This is a genomic window from Microbulbifer sp. MCCC 1A16149, assembly GCF_050368945.1.
Lineage (GTDB): Bacteria > Pseudomonadota > Gammaproteobacteria > Pseudomonadales > Cellvibrionaceae > Microbulbifer.
This window is the reverse complement of the sequence record NZ_CP185959.1, coordinates 2,089,233-2,108,601: the sequence shown is the minus strand read 5'-3', so window position 1 is coordinate 2,108,601 and position 19,369 is coordinate 2,089,233. Positions and strand designations below refer to the sequence as shown.

Genomic DNA, 19,369 nt, shown 5'->3' with positions numbered 1-19,369 from the left:
CAGATCCGGATAGCTTCGGCGGGCGTGCCGCTCTTCTTGTATAGCCAGCCGTTTCTGATGGGAAATAGCCCGGTTCTTGCCTACAATACGCCGCTATTTTCCCCAATCGAGCCTATTCTGTGACCACTTCCGAATCCAATCACCCCCGCGAATTCCAGTCCCTGTCGCTGCAACCGTCCCTCCTCAAGAACCTCGAGGACCTCGGTTACGAGCGTCTGACGGAAATTCAGGCTGCGGCACTGCCGGCGATCGTGGATGGCAAGGACGTGATCGGCCAGGCCAAGACCGGCTCGGGCAAGACCGTGGCGTTTGGTCTGGGGCTGCTGCACAAGCTGCGGGTAGAGCAGTTCCGGGTGCAGTCGCTGGTGCTGTGTCCCACCCGCGAGCTGGCGGACCAGGTGGCGCGGGAGCTGCGCAAGCTGGCGCGGGCGATTCACAACATCAAGATCCTGACCCTGTGTGGCGGCATGCCCTTCGGGCCGCAGATCGGTTCCCTCAAGCACGGTGCCCATATCGTGGTAGGTACGCCCGGTCGCATTGAAGACCACCTGCGCAAGGGCAACCTGGACCTGAGCCGTGTGGAGACCCTGGTGCTGGACGAAGCGGACCGCATGCTCGACATGGGGTTTCAGGCAGTGCTGGACCAGATTCTGGCGGAACTGCCACAGCAGCGGCAGACACTGTTGTTCTCCGCCACTTACCCGAAAACCATCGATGCCCTGGCGACCAGGGTCCTGCGCAATCCGGTGAAGGTGGAAGTAGCTGCGGCGCATACCCAGAGTACCATCGAGCAGAATTACTACCGGGTGGAAAACAACGAGGCGCGACCCGCAGCCTTGTATCAGCTGCTGGCAAATTACGATGCGTCTTCCGCGCTGGTGTTCTGCAATACCAAGAAAGAAACCGACGAAGCGGCACAGACCCTGAAGCAAGCCGGTTTTGCCGCGCTCGCACTGCACGGCGATATGGAGCAGAAGGATCGCGACCGTACCCTGGCACTGTTTGCCAACGGCAGCGCTTCCATCCTTGTGGCAACGGATGTTGCTGCGCGCGGGCTGGATATTGAAGAGTTGCCGGTGGTGGTGAACTACCACCTTTCCCGCGACCCGGAAGTGCACGTGCATCGCGTGGGCCGTACCGGCCGGGCAGGGCAGAAGGGGGTGGCACTCTCCCTGGTGAGCAAGAAGGAGATCTACAAGCTGGAGCGGCTGGAAGAGCAAATGCAGCAGAAGATTACCCTGCAGGAAGTACCGGAGCTGCCCCGCGGCTTTGCCCCAACTCGGCCGGTCATGGCGACACTGCAGATCGACGGCGGCAAAAAGCAGAAAGTGCGCGCGGGCGATGTGGTTGGTGCACTCACCGGCGATGGTGGTATCGATGGTAATCAGATCGGCAAGATTCAACTGTTCGATTTTTCTACCTTTGTTGCCGTAGAGCGCCCGGTTGCCAAAAAAGCCCTGAACAAGCTCGCCAATGGCAAACTGAAAGGTCGCAAGTTCCGCGCTCGCATTGTTGGTGTTTGATGTATTTGCGGTGCGGGTTTCAATAGAGCGCAGCTGGTAGTCGTTGCATCGTAGGCAGCGAGAATTGGTTTCAGCCGAGAGGTATAATCCGCCTTTTCTCGACCTACGGAGTGACCTGTGAATTTCCGATCCCATATTGCACGGATGGCGGCTCCGCTGCTGTTGTGCCCGCTAGTCGCAGCTGCGGATGTCTCACCGGTAGCGCAAAAGACCGCGGACTACGCGGTGGACAAATACGAAGCGGCAATGACCGACACCCTCGCCGAGCTGGTGCAATTCAAAACCGTGGCGCGGGAAGACATCCCTCTCGAGAAGAACCCGGAGTTCTCCGGCTTCAAGCGCACCCTGTGTGATACCGCCGAGGCACTTGGCCTGGAGTGTGAGGACCACGGCTATGTGGTAATCGTGGCTCTGGGGCAGGGCGAAGAAAAGATCGGTATCGTCACTCACGGCGATGTGCAGCCGGCCAATCCGGCCAAGTGGAAAAAAAGCCCGTTCGAGCTGGATCGTACCAGCGAGCCGGGCAAGTTGATTGCCCGCGGCAGTGAGGACGACAAGGGCCCCATTGCCACTGCCCTCTACGCGATGAAGGCCATCAAGGATCAAGGCGTGCCGATGAAGCGGCGCGTGGAGCTGATTGTTTACCTGGCAGAAGAATCGGACTGGGAGCCCCTAAAGGCGTTCCTGAAAGATTACGATATGCCCGCATACAATATCACCATCGACGCAAGTTACCCGGTGGTGACTGCTGAGAAAGGCTGGAGCGAAGTCCGCGCGACCTTTGCCCAGTCAGCGGTAAAGGATCAGGGCAAGCCCTACCTGAGTGATTTCCATGGTGGCTACTTCCGCAGTCAGGTGCCTGACGAGGCCCATGCCAGCATCGCCAACCCAACCCCCGCACTGGAGAAAGCGATCCGCGCCCGCGCTGCGACGCACCCGAAAGTGAAGTTCGAATTCGCGAATAACGACGGTGTATTGGAAATCACCGCGCGCGGTGCGGCCACCCATAGCTCCGAGCCGGAACACGGCATCAACGCCATTGCCTTCCTGGCGGATGTGCTGGGCAACTACGATTGGCCGGCCAATGCCCCCGGCGCCACGGTGCGTTATATCAACGACTTGATTGGCACCGGCATCGTCGCCGAGCAGTTTGGTGATATCGCCTACAGCGATGATTTTATGGGACCGATGACCGGCGCCCTGACCATGGTGAAGGCCGACGACAACGGGCTTACCAGCTACCTGAACCTGCGCCGCCCTACCGGCAAGTCCGCGGAACTACTGGACAAGCAGATCAACAAGGCCATCGACAACTGGCAGAAAGAGACCGGCATCCAGATGGCCGATGTGGGCGTGAGCCTGGGGGAGCCCTACCGCGCGGATGATGCACCCCATGTGCAACCACTGCTGGAGGTGTTTCGTCACTTCACCGGTATCGAGGACGCGGGCCCGGTATCCATCGGTGGTTCTACCAACGCCAAGTTGTTGCCCAATGCGGTCAGCTTCGGCCCGTCAATGCCGGGCAAGGCCTACACCGGTCACTCAGAGCATGAATTCATTACCGTTGACCAGCTGCGCCTGAACCTGGAAATGTATACGGGGATGATGATCGAGATCGCCAATCTGTAGGTTTGATCGAAGGTATTACTACCACGCAGAGCAAAAAAGGGACTGACATTTCAGTCCCTTTTTTCTTTGTAAGGGTTTCCTGTAGGGCGGTCAGGTGAGTGCGTGGGGCCGCGCTCCCCAGTGGCCGTTTCCAATGGTGGTAAAAAGTAGAAAGTTCCCGGGGCGTGGTTGGCGCCCTGATTGGCGAAGAAAGCTATGGGAAAAATCGCCAGACGAAAATTCACAGGGCGCAAATTCTGCTCAATCCGCTATTGATTGCTCTGTGCTTCTCGCCGTGAAGTTTGGATCTTATTCAGGTATCTGGAGGCGTCATTACTTCCAGCGATTGCCGATACCTTTGTTAAGCTCATGGCAAGATCGCGAATACTGTGGCCCCTTTGGGGACCATCAGCATAAAAATCTAGCCAGATTGTAGACTTTCCACTCTTCCCGGGCGACCAATCGAAATTGAGGTCAGGATCTATCCCTTTCCTTAATAGCTCAAGGATTTCCCCTTTTTCGTATACGCGTGTTGCATTGTATGGATACCTTGGGCCTTTTGAAAAAAGAGTGAAGAGTCGGCCTCTATTCGGTGAGGGATCAAAAACGATAGATTGGGAATTTTTGAAAAACCTCTGTGAATATTGCGCCAAACCGCCGCCAAGGGAGTGGCCAGTAAACACGATTGAGTCGTACCTCAGTTCGTCTGTTTCCGCTTGATTGATAATGGAATTGGAAAAGTCGAGGGCAGCGTCGAACTGGGTTCTTCCAAATATTTTTGGTGCAACGACTAGGTTTCCTTTAAAGAAGTCTTTCCAAATGGAATCCGTTCCCCTGAACGAAATCGTAAGTTCATGATTGTCAGTTATCCAAGCATTCGCATAGAAACCGATGTCTGATTCTTCGTTCTCTACACAAGTGTTTTCTTTTGTAGAGCAGCGAATATTAGTCCAGCCTAATGTCGTGAGCTGAGGCAGTGGCTCTTCATGGTCTTTAGCTGCATAGACAATGGATGAAGCTATTGCGAACTTCCAAGAGTATTTTGAAAATTCGCGTTCTCGATCCAGATATTTCTGGGTGGCTTCATCTTCTGGTGGAATGTGCCAAAAATCTGGAAGGCGTCTTGTATCGAGGCACCCGTGTGCCAAGTTAACCTTGCAATGTGCAAAGTCCGCAGCATTGCTGTGCCCGGAGACTGTGATGCTCAATACTGCGGTTGCTAGGATGAGGAATTTCATTTCTAGGTATATGTTATCTGGCTTTTTGGTCCGGATTTTCGCTTTTATGAGAGATAATTGTTAAAGCTTTTAAAGGAGGTCGGCGCCGTTACTCTTTTGTAGGGACGTGTCGGCGGCAGACAGGCCCGATATCGCGCTACATGCGCCGTGATACTCAATCACTTCAGATATAGCGCGTTGCGCCGAATATTTAATCAGACCTTCGTCTCGTTCTTTTCTGATATTGGCCAAAATTGCACTGCGTTTCTTGTCGATACCTGACACGATTATATTGACGCTCAATTCATTAAAATATGCTTTATCGTATTCCGAGTTGATACCCGTCGCGGCAGCGGCGACACCAGAGAACGCGTTGGCGGTCGCTCCATGGGAGACAATGGCGCCAGCACCAGACATCAGCAGGCTGGTTCCCCCCCAAAATACGCTGGCTTGGTTCTTTGAAGACATAAGTACGCGCTTGTAGTGGTTGCAGCGTTCGTTGGAAAGCGCGATCAACTCGTCTTGCAGGGAGTTTCGACGATGTAATTCTTGATCGCTATCTAATACTGTATCTTCTTGAATTGGCGTGTAGTTCCCGCTGGCATCGAGATACTTGTATTTCTTCAGCAACGCCTCTACTGGTTTATCTTCATCGAACAGGCTGCCGGGTCCACTAAGCAGATCCCGATCTTCTGGCATTGTTTTTTCGCGCAAATAGGTACAGCCGGAAAGCGTGGCAATCAAAGTAACGATCAATATTTGTTTAAACATTACGGCGTTATCCACGTGGTGAGACCCTCGAACTTTCTGGGGCGCCCAGGCCAGGCGCGCGAACAGTTCTGAAAAGTGTGACTTATTGTTTGTTTTAGGTGTGATGCGTGTCGCGCAAAGACTTTATTATTATTTACGCCGAGAATGCAAATTTAATTCTTTGATTTTTTCTTATATAAGAAAAAATTACCCTAAAGTGTTCTTTTTGGTAGCTATTTGTAGCTAATGTGAGGGGCTGCATCATATTTCCGGGGATTAATAACCTTGTCGATCGATAGGTTAAACTCAGGTTTACGCTCCAAACCACCGACCGATCTATGAGTGATGCTCTTCTCCAAGCTCAACGCCTCTGCCGCACCTATCGCAACGGTCGCGAGCAGATCCATGTGCTGCACGGAGTATCTTTGGAACTGTGGCGTGGGGAGTCGGTGGCGGTGATCGGGCCGTCGGGTTCGGGCAAGAGCACATTATTGAATCTGCTCAACGGCCTGCTCACGCCCGACAGTGGTCAGTTGCAGGTGTTCGGAAAGTCGCACACCACTCTTGCCGAAGGCGACTGGGCCGAACTGCGCCGCACCCGTATTGCCACGCTGTTTCAGGATGGCAACCTGATTCCCACGCTCACCGTTTCCCGCAATATTGCATTTCGCGCCGGGCTTGCGGGCCTGCAAACGCACGACGGAGATACCTTGCTGGATCAGCTGGGCATTGCCGACACAGCCCACCGTTACCCCGATCAACTCTCTGGCGGCCAGCGCCAGCGGGCGGCACTGGCTTGTGCGTTCGCGATGCGGCCAGAGTTGATCCTCGCGGATGAACCCACCGGTAGTCTCGACTATGCGACTGCCCAGCGGGTCGTACCACTGTTTTTTGATGCCATTCGCGAGCGCGCACTGGGCGCGCTGATCGTTACCCATAACCCCGACCTGGCCCAGCGCTGCGACCGGATCCTTGAACTGCGGGAAGGAGCCTTGCGTCCATGGGACTCACCAGTGTCTTCCTGAGCCATTATCGGCGCCATCCGGGTCAGCTCGCCGGCTTGTTGTTTATTCTGGTATGTGCCGCGATGTTGTGGAGCGGAGTGCGTTCGTTGACGGGCTCGGCCGAGCATGCGGTAACCGAGTCCAGGGCGGCATTGGAACCGCTCTTGAGTGTGGTTCGAGAGGATGGCCGCGCCATGTCTGTAGAGGATTTTGTGCGTCTGCGCCGCAGTGGCCTCTGCGCTTCACCACGGCTCGAAGTCAGGTTGCCTGTCAGCGGTGTACCGACTTTAGTTGGCATTGATCCTTTCACTGCGGACTGCCTGCGCCAGTACAGACAGTCGAATGACGGGGACGCTGTTGATAATGAATTGCCAATTAGCGGGAAACTACTCTCTGAGCTGGATCGATCGGTACTGCTTGGCCGTGCTGCGGATCTTGCGCGCTGGCGAGGATTGTCCCTGGAGGGCGCAGAACATTTCCAGTTAGAGGAAGTTGACGGTGTGCCGCGTGGACAGCTGCTGACGGATATTGCGGTCGCTGCGCAGCTGGCGTCCGCCGGGCGGAGCACTCTGCTGATTTTGTTGCCGGCCGTGGAGACTGAAAAAACTCCGCTTCCCGATGGCTACCGCGGCCAGCTACAAGACTACGGAGTACAACCGGAGCCTCTGGTCGAGGCGTTTCTGCTAAGCCTTGACGCGTTGGGGGGGCTGGCGTTGCTTGTTGCTGCTTTGCTGGTACGCAGTGTGTACAGCTTCGCACTGGAACAGCGGCGGCGCAGTCTTGAAATTCTTGTGCGGGTGGGGGTTTCTGCGCGCAGGCTGCGCCTCGCATTAATTATCGAAGTGCTACTCGTCTCAATAATTGCCGGTACCCTAGGTGTCTGGCTGGGAGAGCGACTGGCATCGGCGATGGCCGACGGGTTCCTGGGTACGCTGAGTGGGCTTTTCAGTGTTGATACTTTTGAGAAAAGCCAGCCGACCACGGCAACCTGGCTCGGCATGATTTTGATTTTGGCGCTGGTGGTGGGTTGGGCCTGTGCGGACTTGCTGTCACTGCGCCAGGCAAGATGGGGTGGACCACAAGCAATCGGGCAGGGCGCGGGCAGGGGGCAGGCCAGAAGGTCGCGCTGGTTGGGTTCGCTTGGATTAGCGACCGTTTCGCTGACGATTTTGTTCACTACGGACACACTCTGGGTGGTATTTGCTGCTGCTACTGGATGTCTGGCCGGTGTTGGTCTTGTGCTACCAGAGGTGTTGAACTGGCTGCTGTTGCGGGCGGAACGCCACTATTCAACACCGCAAAATCGACGGCCGCTGCTGGAATGGTCCTGTTCTGAGATGCGGGCGTTGTGCCGGCTTTTGAGTCTGCCGCTCATCGCGCTGGCGTTTGCCATCGCAACCGCAATCGGCGTACAGGCAATGGTTACCGGCTTCGAATCCACTTTTGCCCGCTGGCTTGATCAGCGCCTGCAGGGCGATCTCTATCTCGATCCGGGGCAGCCGGTAGCCACTGGTGAATGGCGTTCACAGCTTGGAAACCTGTCTGGAGTGACCGCTGTACTGCCAATGGTGCGTAGTTCTGGGTTAATGGAGCAGGGGCCTGAGGGGACTGAAATATCCGTCGATATACTGGCAGTCGAGCCCGCCTCGCCACTGCTACAGGAGTGGCCGTTCCTCGCTTCGAAGCCAAAGTTGTGGTCGGAACTTTCTGCGCGCGGTGCCTTGATCAATGAGCAATTGGCGCGCAGGCAGTCGCTGGCCCTGGGCGATCGGGTAAAGGTGCGTTTAGGTACCAATGCGCTGTCGCGGGAAGTGATAGGCATATATGCCGATTACGGACGGCCCCAGGGCGAGGTGATGCTGCCGCTCTCACTGGTTCCTGACACATCGCCCAATCGTTACTCCACCTTTGTGCTGGGTGTGAGTGATATCGATCAAATCCCGTGGCAGGACTGGCCCGAAATGTATGGGTGGATGAGTGGCAGCCGCCTGCGTGATCAAGCCGGTTTGAAGCGCGCTGCCAACGCCGCTTTCGCCCGAACTTTCCAGATGACACAGCTGATGAATGCGCTGACTCTGACGCTGGCAGGCACCGCGCTTGCGTTGATGGGGCTGGTGATTTTCCGTATGCGGCAGGGAAGTTTTACGCTGCTTCACGTCGCCGGTGTGCGGCGTAACAGCCTGCGCCGTCGGCTGATTGCTCATAGTATCTTGGTGACCGGTTTGCTGGGGTTGCTTGCGATACCGTTGGGAATCTTTCTTGGGTGGGTGCTTGTCGCCCGGGTCAATCCTGCGGCATTCGGCTGGGCGCTTCCGCTACATTTCTACCCCGGGTTTTGGCTACAGGTGTGGTTGCTTTGTCTGTTAATCGGCGCGATCGTCGGCACGCTGGTGGGTAACCCTGTGCGATTGGAGACGTTAAAAGGTGAATAATCTCTGTCGTTCGCTATTGATTCCAATACTGCTCGCAAGCTGCACTAATGATCCCGAGTCGGATGCTTCTATCGACGCCCTGAGAGCCGGGGCTGAGGGGTTTCGTCAGGCTGCGCCAGGGATGACCGTGGAGCTGCCGCATGATATGGGCCCGCATCCTGCGTTCCGCCTGGAGTGGTGGTATCTCACTGCCAATCTGAAAACTGCCCGCGGAGAGCCATTCGGCGTCCAGTGGACACTGTTTCGCACCGGTATCCGCCCTGGCCCCTACAAAGACAAAGAGCCGGGTTGGCATCGCAACGAGGTCTGGTTTGCCCACGCAGCTCTGAGCCGTCCCGAAGATCACCACTTCGCTGATCGTGCCGCGCGCGGAGGTAGTGGCCAGGCCGGCGTAGACGCGCAACCCTTCAAAGCCTGGATTGATCAATGGCAGCTCGTCAGCCTGGAAGGCGACACTTGGGAGCTGCGTGTAGATGGTGGCGACTTTCGCTATCGCCTGCAGCTAAAGCCACAGGCATCTGTTGTGCTGAATGGTGACCGCGGCTTCAGCGCCAAATCGGCAGGAGGTGGTGGCTCGATGTATTTCAGCTACCCGCTGCAAGTAGTTGGCGGTGAGGTACAAATAGGCCCAGAAAAATATAGTGTCAGTGGGCAGGGATGGTTCGATCGCGAGTGGAGCAGTCAGTACCTTAATTCAGATCAAGAGGGGTGGGATTGGATGGCGCTGCACCTTAATGATGATCGACACCTGATGCTGTTCGGCGTGCGGGGTGTAGAGGACTTTTACTTCGGTACTGTGGTCGCTCCCGATGGCAGTGCCCGAACGCTGGAGGCAGCTGAGTTCAACCTGCTGCCGATCGAAACTCGCGACACGCGTTATGGCGAGGTGCCGGTGGTCTGGCAGCTGCAGGTGCCGTCTGAGGCTATAGATCTCAAAATACGGTCCTGGTCTGGTGATTACTGGAATCCAGGAAATTTACGCTACTGGGAGGGCCCGGTGACAATCAGTGGCAGTCAAGAAGGGGAGGGCTATCTTGAAATGACGGGTTATGGAAAGTGACCACCCGCTGCGTGGTTTTCTGTTTCTCAACCGGGTAACTATTGCCCGTGTCCAAGGCGTTGAAATGCCTGCGGCGTGGGAATTGTTGCTCTAGATTGGTCATTCAATTTGAGCGAGGGAGCAGGCGCCGTGGGTTGGATCAAGACGATTACCAATAAATTCGCCATTTTTTTGATCACGCTGATGGTGTCTTCTGAACTCTTCGCAGGAGATATCTTCGAGTATCGCCGTTTGGCGGACCTGGACAAAGATCTCAAGGGTTCCGAGGACTACATCAATTACATCAAGTCGATTTCAATAAGTGCCCATGTGGTAGGTGTGCACTTGGGCGAGGTGTTAGGCAGCGACGAGTTTAGGGAAGTCATATTGCCCGGAGGGAAACTCGCATACATCAAGTCCCGAAAAATTAACACCGTAACCAGTGGCTTGCGCTGGACTGTCTTTTTTTTGCGGGATCAGTTATTGCTTGATGACTATGATGTTGCTGAGGAGCATCGCGAGGCCTTGGAAAATATGATGTCCGGGGACCTGTATCTCACACATGAAGGAAAGTTTTCCATGCAAGGGAAGCCCTATGGGATGGGCCCTGCACTGGAAGTCCCGCAGCAAGAGCTAGTGAAAAATAGCAGCATGAAGATCACGAGTGTGAGGGGTGACCTCAGCGTCTTTATGCGGGGGGATCGATATAAGTTGATTCCCCTGGGTGGAGCACAAAATGACCACTTATTGATTGAAGTTGATGTATCGAAGATGCCACGTGGATGTGGTGTAGGTGCCGAGTAACTACAAGGTTTGATGAATCAATTGGCGGGTAATCGAGTGGTGAAACTGTATGGTTACTCATTTTAGTAATGAGTTTGCTGACAATTTAAAGGTCGCCTACTAATTCTGACGACGCCCCCCCATTTAATTGGTAGCCTCTCCTTTTCTAGTGTTGGGAAAACATACCGGCAGGGAGGAGGTAATGCGATATCTAGCGAGTTTTATACTATTGCTCTCTATGAGTCCCGTGGCATTCGCCGTTGGACTTATCGTCGATTTGAAAACGAATCATAAATACGACGCAGACTTTAAGTACGTACGTGTTGAAATTATCAATCGTTCACATGAGCGAGTGCAACGTGTGCATTTGCGTACAACCGGCGGTGATTTTGCGCGAGGCGTACGGGTCGCGGAGTTTCAGAACCTGCGCGGAGATGGGGAGGAATATACTGCCATTTTTGAGTTGCTGGACCACCGTTTTCACCGGGTCGATGGTAAGCAGTATGTGCTGGCAATACCTGAAGGAGTTAGCGGGAATCGATTATACGGATTTATCGGTGTAATCGCGAAGCGATAATAATGATTAGGAGAATTTAATGAAGAACGGAAAGTTAATCTTCCTGCTCTTACTTATTCCTCTATTGGATGGGTGTCCGACTGTCCCCGTGCCTGATGGGGATGACTTAGACGCGCCGCGATTGACTCTCAAGGTTTTGGATAGCCCTGGCTCCCCCACATTTTTCGCGCCGGGAAATAATCTTGGTACTTGTGCGAAAGTCCGTGATTTACCCGCCAACCTTATTCTAAGTGCGAATGATAGCGGCGGAGTGGCTTCTTTTAGTGTCAACATATTTGGTGGGAAATCCTTGGACGTCATTGTGGAGCCCGAAGGCACCGATTACGAAGTCATAAGAGATACGGAGTCAAAAACGGAAACTCTGACATTTCGTCCTGATCCTCCATTCCGGATGGTTCAGCCGAGCCTTGTGGTAACTATGCATGTAGACGAAGGCTTTGATAGCGTTATTCCCGCGGTCTCCGCGTCTGCGATTGACGAGAGTGGAAATCGCCGTGAGCTGAGCGGGATAGATCTGAGAAAACTGGGGGTCGGTTTGGCGGTTTGCCCCTGATCATCCTTGCCTCACTGGCAATGGCTTGTAGGCGCAGGCTATCCGCACACGGGGGCGTATTTGGTATCGTAAACGCTCAACGGCGGAGTTGTCGCGCTGGGCCAATCGATAGACTCCAGCGCATTTTTGGCAAATTAGAAGCGCAGGCGAACACCGAGCGCACCGTCTACACCAAAACCTTCTTTGTTTTCATTGTCGCTAAAGGCGAAATTCGGCACGGCCTGGATATACGCCTGCAGGCTGGGTGCAATACCGAAGCTCAGGCCCACCGGTAAACGGACACCGGCTTTGTCATTGTCCTTGTAACGGCCGCCATCTTCATAGAAGCCGCCCGCGTCGATATACGCGTGAACGGTGCGCAGGTCGTTGCTGAAGTTGTGAAGGCGTACATCCAGCGCCAGCGCATCGCTGTTCACAAATACCGAGGTGCCGCGGAATTGGGCGGTGACACCAACGCCCAGGTCATACCCCAAGCCGATTCCGAAACCGGAATTGCTTTTAGCGTGTGTCGGCATGCTGAGTGCGGCGGCCAGGACGGCTAAAGTGATCCATTGAATCTTCATAAGTACCTCTTGATATTTGGGGGGGGCGAAATGCGCAGAGTATAAGCCTGTGTCCTCGTTGTACTTTGTCCCAGGTCACAGTAGTTGGAACCTTAGGGCGCTAATGACGTGGATCTGAGGTTGACTGAGGCCAGGCGCCGCGGCAGAAACACGCTCAGTTAAACGAGACGAGCTACCCTAAATTCTGGATAATGCCGCGCCTCAGCCTCTTTCGGCTGTCAAATTCTCAAATCCCGGTAGTTCCCCATGGAAATCAACGTCAACTTCCTCGAAAACCTGCGCCTTGAAGCCAAGTTTGACGACTTCACGGTCATCACCGACCAGCCGATCCGCTACAAGGGCGATGGTTCGGCGCCGAGCCCGTTTGATTACTTTTTGGCCTCATCGGCGCTGTGTGCCGCGTACTTTGTGCGGGTGTACTGTCTGGCGCGGGATATTCCGACCCACAATATTCGCTTGTCGCAGAACAATATTGTCGACCCGGAGAACCGCTACAACCAGATCTTCAAGATCCAGGTAGAGCTGCCGGAGGATATCTCGGAGAAGGATCGGCAGGGGATACTGCGCTCTATTGATCGCTGCACGGTCAAGAAGGTGATCCAGACGGGACCGGATTTCCAAATCGAAACGGTGGAGAATCTGGCGGGAGATGCGCAGGCATTGTTGATGGTGGAGCCTGATGCATCGCACCAGACCATGATCGAGGGCAAGGATCTGCCGCTTGAGCAGACCATCGCGAATATGACCCGGATCCTGGCGGACCTGGGGATGAAGATCGAGATTTCCTCCTGGCGAAATATCGTGCCGCATGTGTGGTCGCTGCATATTCGCGATGCCGCTTCACCTATGTGCTTCACCAACGGTAAGGGCGCCACGAAAGAGAGCGCGTTGTGTTCTGCGCTGGGCGAGTTTATCGAGCGCCTGAACTGCAACTTCTTCTACAACGACCAGTATTTTGGTGAAGAAGTCGCGAACGCGGAGTTCGTGCATTACCCCAACGAGAAGTGGTTTGCACTGGAGGAAGACGACGCGCTGCCAGAAGGCATTCTGGATGATTACACTCTGGCCATTTACAACCCGGAAGGGGAGCTGGCCGGATCCAACCTGGTCGATACCAACTCTGGCCGCGTTGATCGCGGCATCTGCTCGCTGCCATTTGTGCGTCAGTCTGATGGTGAGGTGGTGTACTTCCCATCCAACCTGATCGAGAACCTGTTCCTCAGTAACGGCATGAGTGCGGGCAACACCCTGGCCGAGGCCGAGGTGCAATGCCTGTCTGAGATCTTTGAGCGCGCTGTGAAGCGGGAGATCCTGGAGCAGGAGATTGCGCTGCCGGATGTGCCCCGTGAGGTACTCGAGCAGTACCCGGATATTATCGAGGGTATTGAGGCGTTGGAACAGCAGGGATTCCCGATCCTGGTGAAGGACGCATCTCTTGGCGGACAGTTCCCGGTGATGTGTGTGACCCTGATGAACCCTCGCACCGGCGGGGTATTTGCTTCCTTCGGCGCGCACCCGAGTTTCCACGTGGCTCTGGAACGGAGCCTGACCGAGCTGATGCAGGGGCGCAGTTTTGAAGGCCTGAACGATGTGCCTCCGCCCACCTTCAATAGCCTCGAAGTCACCGAGCCGCAAAATTTTGTGGAGCATTTTATCGACTCCACTGGCGTGGTTTCCTGGCGTTTCTTCAGTTCGAAATCCGAGTATGAATTCGTAGAGTGGGATTTCTCCGGTAATCACGCAGACACCAATGACACGGAAGCTGCGCGTCTGTTCAAGATTCTCGAAGAGCTGGGCAAGGAAGTGTATGTGGCAACCTTTGAAGAACTGGGCGCGCCGGCCTGTCGGATTCTGGTGCCCGGTTATTCCGAGGTGTATCCGGTAGAGGACCTGATCTGGGACAATACTAACAAGGCACTGGATTACCGCGAGGATATTCTGAACCTGCATCGCCTGGACGACGCGCAGCTGGAAGATCTTGTCGAGCGCCTGGAAGAGAGCCAGATCGACAACTATGAAACCATCATCACTTTGATCGGTGTGGAGTTCGATGAGAACACCGTATGGGGCCAGTTGACCGTTCTTGAACTGAAGCTGCTGGTTTATCTCGCCCTGCAACGCCACGAGGAAGCGCTGGAACTGGTTGAAGCCTTCCTGCAGTACAACGACAACACCGTGGAGCGGGGGCTCTTCTACCGTGCGGTACAGGCGGTGCTGGAAGTCACTCTGGACGATGAGCTCGAGTTGGAAGATTTCACTTTCAATCTCGGTCGTATGTATGGTGAGGAAGTGTTGCAGGCCGTAATCGGATCCGTGGAGGGTTCTGTGCGTTTCCACGGTCTCACGCCCACCAATATGCAGCTTGAAGGGCTGGACAAACACCTGCGCCTGATCGAGAGCTACAAGAAATTGCACGCGACCCGTGCCGCGTGCGCGCAAGGTAACTGATTAGCGGCTTGCTGTAAGCCGCAGTCAGGGCATTGAGCAGCCTATCTGCGGGTTTTCCTCCTGGCCGGATTTGGCATTCAGGAGCAGGAAGCTCATCACATGTAGTGCCTCAAAGCGCTTTTCATACGGCGGGTACGAAGTGACCCCGTGTGGGAAGGCGTTGAGGTGACAGCGCGCGCAGCTGAATCCTTTTTGCGTATAGGTTTCCAGCGTTGTATTGACAAGATTCTGGACGCTGGAGTGCTGCGCGCCCGGGATACCCGGGCCAAGGTGCCGGTTGGGCACTTCCAGGTTTTTGTTCTGGGTGCCTATTAACTGGTAGTAGGACCACACCGAGTCGCGCAGCAGCCACTGGTATTTCCTGTTGGCAATCTGCACATCCAGTGGAATGGGCGTTACACGAGATACATTAACCTGTTTGATTTCCGACTTGAGAGGGAGCGGATCGCCCAGCTTGAAGGTTGCGGGAATCAAACCGGCTTCACCCGATTTTCCTCCCACTTCGTATCCATTGGGATAATCCGGCGCGCGGTTGAATGCATAGCTTTCGGTTTTTCCCGGGTTAAATGCGGGGTGCATTGGGCTGGGCAGCGGGTCATTGAAGCGTTTTTCCACACGCACATTGTCCACGTGTTCAAAGGTCGAAGGCAAATGTCCAAAGGGGGTCACCCGATGGATATGGAAACCCACCAATCCCATTAATGTGGGCTCACTGAGGCTGCCATCTGGCTGCGGGAACTGCAGCATACGGCGGAAGTAGCGCCCGGGGATATCCGCGTTTGGCCCTTCTGTTTTCAATACTTTCCACGCAGCTTTGACTTCGGTAATACCCTGACGGGCATACAGGGGGAGGTCGCGCAAGTAGTACTCCAGCCCTGTGGGTAGCGGCTGAAAACTATCACTGTCATCGCTCGGTCCCAGGGCAGGCGGAGGCGCTTGTCCATACTCGTTGGCATGGTCGATAAAATTGTTGACCGCAATCACCTGGTTGTCGGCATCGTAGTATTTGAATTGCTTGATGTAGCGAAAGTACGGCTGGCTGAGGGTCACCTCCACGCGCACAAATTCTTTGTTCTGGTCCACCAGCGGACCAGTGGGTACATTCGAATTGGTGTACGGCTGATTGATTCCCGGCGCAAACGGGCGTCCGTAGACGTAACTGTCGGAATAGCAGGGAGGGGATGACAAGCGTTGTAGCGCGCTAAATTCGGGGTTTCCCCATTCGACTGGCCAGTATTTTGGGGGCGTAAATGCCGTTTGCGGATCCATGTAGGATTCCCACACAACAATGGGGTGGGGAGCGGTGTTGTTTGCGATACCGGCGAGCTTTCCGCGAGCATCTGGTTGCCCGCCTGGACCGCCTTGTTTCCATGGCCAGTTCAGGGCAATAAATGATTGCCAGGCAAAATCGTAAGTGTCCTGCTGACGTACCGGTGGGGTCTGATAATTGTCTGGATCTGCCGGGTAGGCTGGGTGGTTGATATCGAAAGGCAGCAGCCAGGGCTGGTTTTTGAGGGCAATTTCATCGCAGAAGCCGTAGCTGGAAACCAACAGTGTGCAAACCAGTAGCGCACACCGTCTCGAAGGTACTTTCATACTGCGAAGCTCCTTTCGAAATCACATCCTGTCGAATTAAGTGTAGGACTGTTGGTGCTGGGTCTGTGTTAGTTCCTGTGCCACTTAGTGGGTGGTCTGAATAGAAGGGGAGTTATCGGGTCGCATAAAAAAAGGCGGCCGAAGCCGCCTTTCAATTTGCATCAATATGAAATTAGAGGCTTGCGGCGTCCGGCGCGGTCTCCGCTTCCTCGGCTTTAATCACATAGCCATCTTCATCCAGTTCGACAATCGGCATACCCAGCGCCTCCACGTCCGCGCGGATGCTGGCGGCGTCGCCCACCACAACAATTGCAATATTTTCAGGCTCGAGCAGCCCGGTGATGGCCTTGTTCAGGGTTTTGCGGTCCGTCTCCTGCAGGATGGTGCCCTGCTGTGAGCGGTAGTCCAGCGGGAGGTCGTAACGCAGGATGCGGTTCAGCAGACCCAGTTTCGCCGACGGGGTTTCGTAGCTGAGGGCTTCCTGTTGACCGATGGCAGAGCGCAGGTAGTTGAACTCTGTCTCGGTCATGCCTTCGCCGTCGTAGGTATCCAGTTCCTTGAGGACCTCGTTCAACGCGTCTGCGGTTGCGTCCTTCTTCACCTCAGAGCTGAACATGTAGCTGCCTTCCTCGGGTTCGCCCAGCAGATAGGTGCGGGCGCCGTAGGTGTAGCCTTTGTCTTCTCGCAGGTTCAGGTTGATCCGGCTGTTGAAGTTGCCGCCCAGTGGGAAGTTGCCCAGGTACGCGAGGTAGTAATCGCCCAGCGCGTCGTAGGGCAGGGCGTGCTGGCTTAACCGCAGGCTTGATTGGGCGGCGCCTTCCTTGTTGACCAGATACACGGTGCGGCCTTCGATTTCAGGCTTCTGAAGCGCAATCGCGGGACGCGCTGGTTGGGTAACCTTGAGCTGTGCCAGGTCATTCAGTGCCTTCACGATGGTGTCGTGGGGCAGGCTGGTGCTTACGGTTACGCCGCCGAAGTGCTCGGGGAAATGCGCCTTGTAGTAGCTGGTGACGTCATCCAGGGTGATTTCAGCCACGGTGCCCGGCAGACCGCCATTGGGGAAGCTCAGCGGGTGTTCGGGACCACGCATCACTGCGCCCACTGCACGAGTGGCAAGGCCTTGCGGTGTCTTGCGTGCCTGCTGCAGGCCTTCGATGGTCTGTTGCTTGATCCGGGCGAAGTCCTCTTCGGTAAAGGCCGGTTTCAGGATGCGTTCCAGCATCAGTGGGACGGCTTTATCCAGGTGCTTGGCGAGTACGTTCAGGGACACCGTGGTGTCGTAGTCGCCGGCATTGATGCTGATGGAGGCGCCCAGTCGTTTGAGTTCCTCAGCGAACTCTGCGGCACTGCGCTCGGTGGTGGCTTCGTTCATGAGTGAGGTCATCAGCGAGGTCAGGCCGGCCTTGCCGCGCGGCTCATCCCGCTGACCCACACCGAATACCGCTTGTACGGTAACCGTGGGGGTTTCCTCATTCTGTACGGCCAGCAGACGCACGCCATTTTTCAGCTTGCCGTCCTGAATCGTCGGCAGTTCGACCTGTGGGTTGACCCCGGGTGTCGGTTGAACGCTGCGATCGAAGCTGTCCTGTACCGGACGCAGGGCAAGGGCTTCGTCATCATCGCCGTAGCTTTCAGGGATGGTGCGCTCCCACTCATAGTTCTGTTCCGCGGCGGCCAGTTCCGGCTTGCCGTTGGGGACAATGCTCAGCAGGACCGCCGGCTTGGCAGCGATATACTGGTCGAATACACGGGTGACGTCGCCGGTTTCTACTGACAGGTAGGCGTTGATTTCGTCATCAATGCCCTTGGGGCTGCCGGTGAAGGTTTCGAACGCTGCCAGCGTGGAGACCTTGCCGGAAACGGACTGCAGGCCGAATACACGGCCGGACTCGTAGCCCGCCTTGAACTTCACCAGATCATCTTTGCTAACACCGCGTTTGGCGAACTCTACCAGAGTGTCGCGCACGGCCTGTTCCATTTCCGCCAGGCTTTCGCCGGATGCAGGATTCTGGATCACGATAAACCACATCTCACAGGCCAGCTCCTTACAGGAGTGGGAGACGCTGGCCTGAACGGCGCGGCCGGTCTGTACCAGGCTCTGGTAGAGCATGGAGTCCTGGCCGTGGCCGAGAATTTCAGCTGCGGCATCCAGCGCCGGTTCGTCTTCGTGGCCGCGGTACACGGTAGGAATCATCATCGCCAGTGCCGGCAGGTGGATATTGTCCTCCAGGGTGACATAGCGGTCTTTATCCAGTGTTGCCGGCTGCTTGGGAAGGTTCTCCACCTCGGGGCCAGCGGGAATCGGGCCGAAGTACTTGGCGACCCATTCGAGGGTCTTGGCCTTGTCAATGTCGCCGCCGATGGTCAGCACCGCGTTATTGGGGCCGTACCAGCGCAGGAAGAACCGCTTCAGGTCGGTGAGATCCGCGCGATTGAGGTCTTCCATCCAGCCGATAACGGGCCAGGAATAGGGGTGGCCGTCGGCATAGGTGGCCGCGTACATGGTCTCGAGGGCGCGTCCGTAGGGACGGTTGTCTACGCGCTGCCCGCGTTCGTTTTTCACCGTCTCGCGCTGGACTTCGAATTTCTCCTCGGTCACCGCATCCAGGAACACGCCCATACGGTCGGCTTCGAGCCACAGTACGGTTTCCAGCTGATTGGCCGGGACGGTTTCGTAATAATTGGTACGGTCGGTATTGGTGGTGCCGTTCAGGGTGCCACCGGCTTCCTGGATGATGCGGAAATGCTCCTCATCGCCCACGTTGACCGAGCCCTGGAACATCATGTGCTCGAAGAAGTGGGCAAAACCGGAGCGACCCGGGTCTTCACGGTTGGAACCCACGTGATAGGTCACGTCCACGTGCACCAGCGGATCGGAATCGTCTTCGTGAAGGACGACGGTGAGTCCGTTAGCGAGTTTGTATTTGGTATATGGGATAGCAATTTCGGCGCCGTCGCCGTCGAAGGTCTCGACCTCGGTGATACCGGCGGGGAGGGCAGTTTGCGCCTCAGAGGACACATTATCCTGTGTCGGTTGCTTGGCCGATTCCTCCGGCCCCTTGCTACAGGCTGCGAGCAGCGCCGCAGCGAAAATCATAGCGATTTTAGTGCGTTGCATGGTGGTTGAAGTTCCTTTTTATTAGAGACTCGTCGATGCTATCACAGTCACACGGTGTGTTTAGGGGAAAATGGAATTCTTGCCAGTTCGGGTGTCTGTCATCTGTGGAGATGATGAAATCTGGAAGCTTTGAAAGTTGTTAATGAAACGGACGTCCA

At 55.6% G+C, this 19,369-nt stretch carries 14 protein-coding genes; 9 read left to right on the top strand and 5 right to left on the bottom strand.

Annotated features, from left to right (window positions below; genetic code table 11):
- Positions 1 to 119: 119 nt before the first annotated feature.
- Together dbpA and ACONT6_RS08930 are read left to right on the top strand one after the other, a co-directional pair.
- Complete coding sequence (dbpA, locus tag ACONT6_RS08935; protein WP_428821357.1) at positions 120 to 1,523, top strand: ATP-dependent RNA helicase DbpA; 1,404 nt, start codon at positions 120 to 122, stop codon at positions 1,521 to 1,523.
- A 117-nt stretch (positions 1,524 to 1,640) separates the two neighbouring features.
- Positions 1,641 to 3,152, top strand: a complete 1,512-nt coding sequence (locus ACONT6_RS08930; RefSeq protein WP_428821356.1) for a dipeptidase — start codon at positions 1,641 to 1,643, stop codon at positions 3,150 to 3,152.
- Between the two features lie 248 nt (positions 3,153 to 3,400).
- Here ACONT6_RS08930 and ACONT6_RS08925 read toward each other — a convergent pair whose 3' ends face one another.
- The gene (locus ACONT6_RS08925; RefSeq protein WP_428821355.1) at positions 3,401 to 4,369 is read right to left on the bottom strand and encodes an Mbeg1-like protein; all 969 of its coding nucleotides are present in this window, start codon (positions 4,367 to 4,369) and stop codon (positions 3,401 to 3,403) included.
- 69 nt (positions 4,370 to 4,438) lie between these two features.
- A complete protein-coding gene (locus tag ACONT6_RS08920) occupies positions 4,439 to 5,134 on the bottom strand; it encodes a hypothetical protein (protein WP_428821354.1) in 696 nt (231 codons plus the stop codon).
- A gap of 302 nt (positions 5,135 to 5,436) precedes the next feature.
- Between ACONT6_RS08920 and ACONT6_RS08915 the strand changes: the two genes are divergently transcribed.
- The 6 genes from ACONT6_RS08915 to ACONT6_RS08890 all read left to right on the top strand — a co-directional run bounded on the left by ACONT6_RS08915 (position 5,437) and on the right by ACONT6_RS08890 (position 11,486).
- A complete protein-coding gene (locus ACONT6_RS08915) occupies positions 5,437 to 6,123 on the top strand; it encodes an ABC transporter ATP-binding protein (protein WP_181253075.1) in 687 nt (228 codons plus the stop codon).
- 173 nt (positions 6,124 to 6,296) lie between these two features.
- Positions 6,297 to 8,534: an FtsX-like permease family protein gene (locus ACONT6_RS08910; RefSeq protein ID WP_428821353.1), complete on the top strand. Its 2,238-nt coding sequence runs from the start codon at positions 6,297 to 6,299 to the stop codon at positions 8,532 to 8,534.
- Positions 8,527 to 9,594: a lipocalin-like domain-containing protein gene (locus ACONT6_RS08905; protein WP_428821352.1), complete on the top strand. Its 1,068-nt coding sequence runs from the start codon at positions 8,527 to 8,529 to the stop codon at positions 9,592 to 9,594. The genes ACONT6_RS08910 and ACONT6_RS08905 overlap by 8 nt, the downstream gene beginning before the upstream one ends.
- A gap of 129 nt (positions 9,595 to 9,723) precedes the next feature.
- Complete coding sequence (locus ACONT6_RS08900; RefSeq protein WP_428821351.1) at positions 9,724 to 10,377, top strand: hypothetical protein; 654 nt, start codon at positions 9,724 to 9,726, stop codon at positions 10,375 to 10,377.
- Positions 10,378 to 10,603: 226 nt separating this feature from the next.
- A complete protein-coding gene (locus ACONT6_RS08895) occupies positions 10,604 to 10,933 on the top strand; it encodes a hypothetical protein (protein WP_428821350.1) in 330 nt (109 codons plus the stop codon).
- Between the two features lie 19 nt (positions 10,934 to 10,952).
- Complete coding sequence (locus tag ACONT6_RS08890; protein WP_428821349.1) at positions 10,953 to 11,486, top strand: hypothetical protein; 534 nt, start codon at positions 10,953 to 10,955, stop codon at positions 11,484 to 11,486.
- Between the two features lie 134 nt (positions 11,487 to 11,620).
- Here the strand turns inward: ACONT6_RS08890 and ACONT6_RS08885 are convergent, their stop codons facing one another.
- Positions 11,621 to 12,049 carry a hypothetical protein gene (locus tag ACONT6_RS08885; RefSeq protein ID WP_181253081.1) on the bottom strand — a complete coding sequence of 143 codons (429 nt, stop codon included), beginning with the start codon at positions 12,047 to 12,049 and terminating at the stop codon, positions 11,621 to 11,623.
- Between the two features lie 246 nt (positions 12,050 to 12,295).
- On the opposite strand from ACONT6_RS08885, the gene ACONT6_RS08880 reads away from it, so the two are divergent.
- A complete protein-coding gene (locus ACONT6_RS08880) occupies positions 12,296 to 14,497 on the top strand; it encodes an OsmC domain/YcaO domain-containing protein (RefSeq protein WP_428821348.1) in 2,202 nt (733 codons plus the stop codon).
- 24 nt (positions 14,498 to 14,521) lie between these two features.
- Here the strand turns inward: ACONT6_RS08880 and ACONT6_RS08875 are convergent, their stop codons facing one another.
- A complete protein-coding gene (locus ACONT6_RS08875; RefSeq protein WP_428821347.1) occupies positions 14,522 to 16,093 on the bottom strand; it encodes a hypothetical protein in 1,572 nt (523 codons plus the stop codon).
- Positions 16,094 to 16,265: 172 nt separating this feature from the next.
- Positions 16,266 to 19,211: a M16 family metallopeptidase gene (locus ACONT6_RS08870; protein ID WP_428821346.1), complete on the bottom strand. Its 2,946-nt coding sequence runs from the start codon at positions 19,209 to 19,211 to the stop codon at positions 16,266 to 16,268.
- Positions 19,212 to 19,369: the final 158 nt, after the last annotated feature.

Excerpts from the sequence above, each read along its gene's own strand:
- ACONT6_RS08925 (WP_428821355.1), bottom strand. The coding sequence starts at position 4,369 with ATGAAATTCCTCATCCTAGCAACCGCAGTATTGAGCATCACAGTCTCC.
- ACONT6_RS08915 (WP_181253075.1), top strand. The coding sequence starts at position 5,437 with ATGAGTGATGCTCTTCTCCAAGCTCAACGCCTCTGCCGCACCTATCGC.
- ACONT6_RS08910 (WP_428821353.1), top strand. The coding sequence starts at position 6,297 with ATGTCTGTAGAGGATTTTGTGCGTCTGCGCCGCAGTGGCCTCTGCGCT.
- ACONT6_RS08890 (WP_428821349.1), top strand. The coding sequence starts at position 10,953 with ATGAAGAACGGAAAGTTAATCTTCCTGCTCTTACTTATTCCTCTATTG.
- ACONT6_RS08885 (WP_181253081.1), bottom strand. The coding sequence starts at position 12,049 with ATGAAGATTCAATGGATCACTTTAGCCGTCCTGGCCGCCGCACTCAGC.
- ACONT6_RS08880 (WP_428821348.1), top strand. The coding sequence starts at position 12,296 with ATGGAAATCAACGTCAACTTCCTCGAAAACCTGCGCCTTGAAGCCAAG.
- ACONT6_RS08875 (WP_428821347.1), bottom strand. The coding sequence starts at position 16,093 with ATGAAAGTACCTTCGAGACGGTGTGCGCTACTGGTTTGCACACTGTTG.
- ACONT6_RS08870 (WP_428821346.1), bottom strand. The coding sequence starts at position 19,211 with ATGCAACGCACTAAAATCGCTATGATTTTCGCTGCGGCGCTGCTCGCA.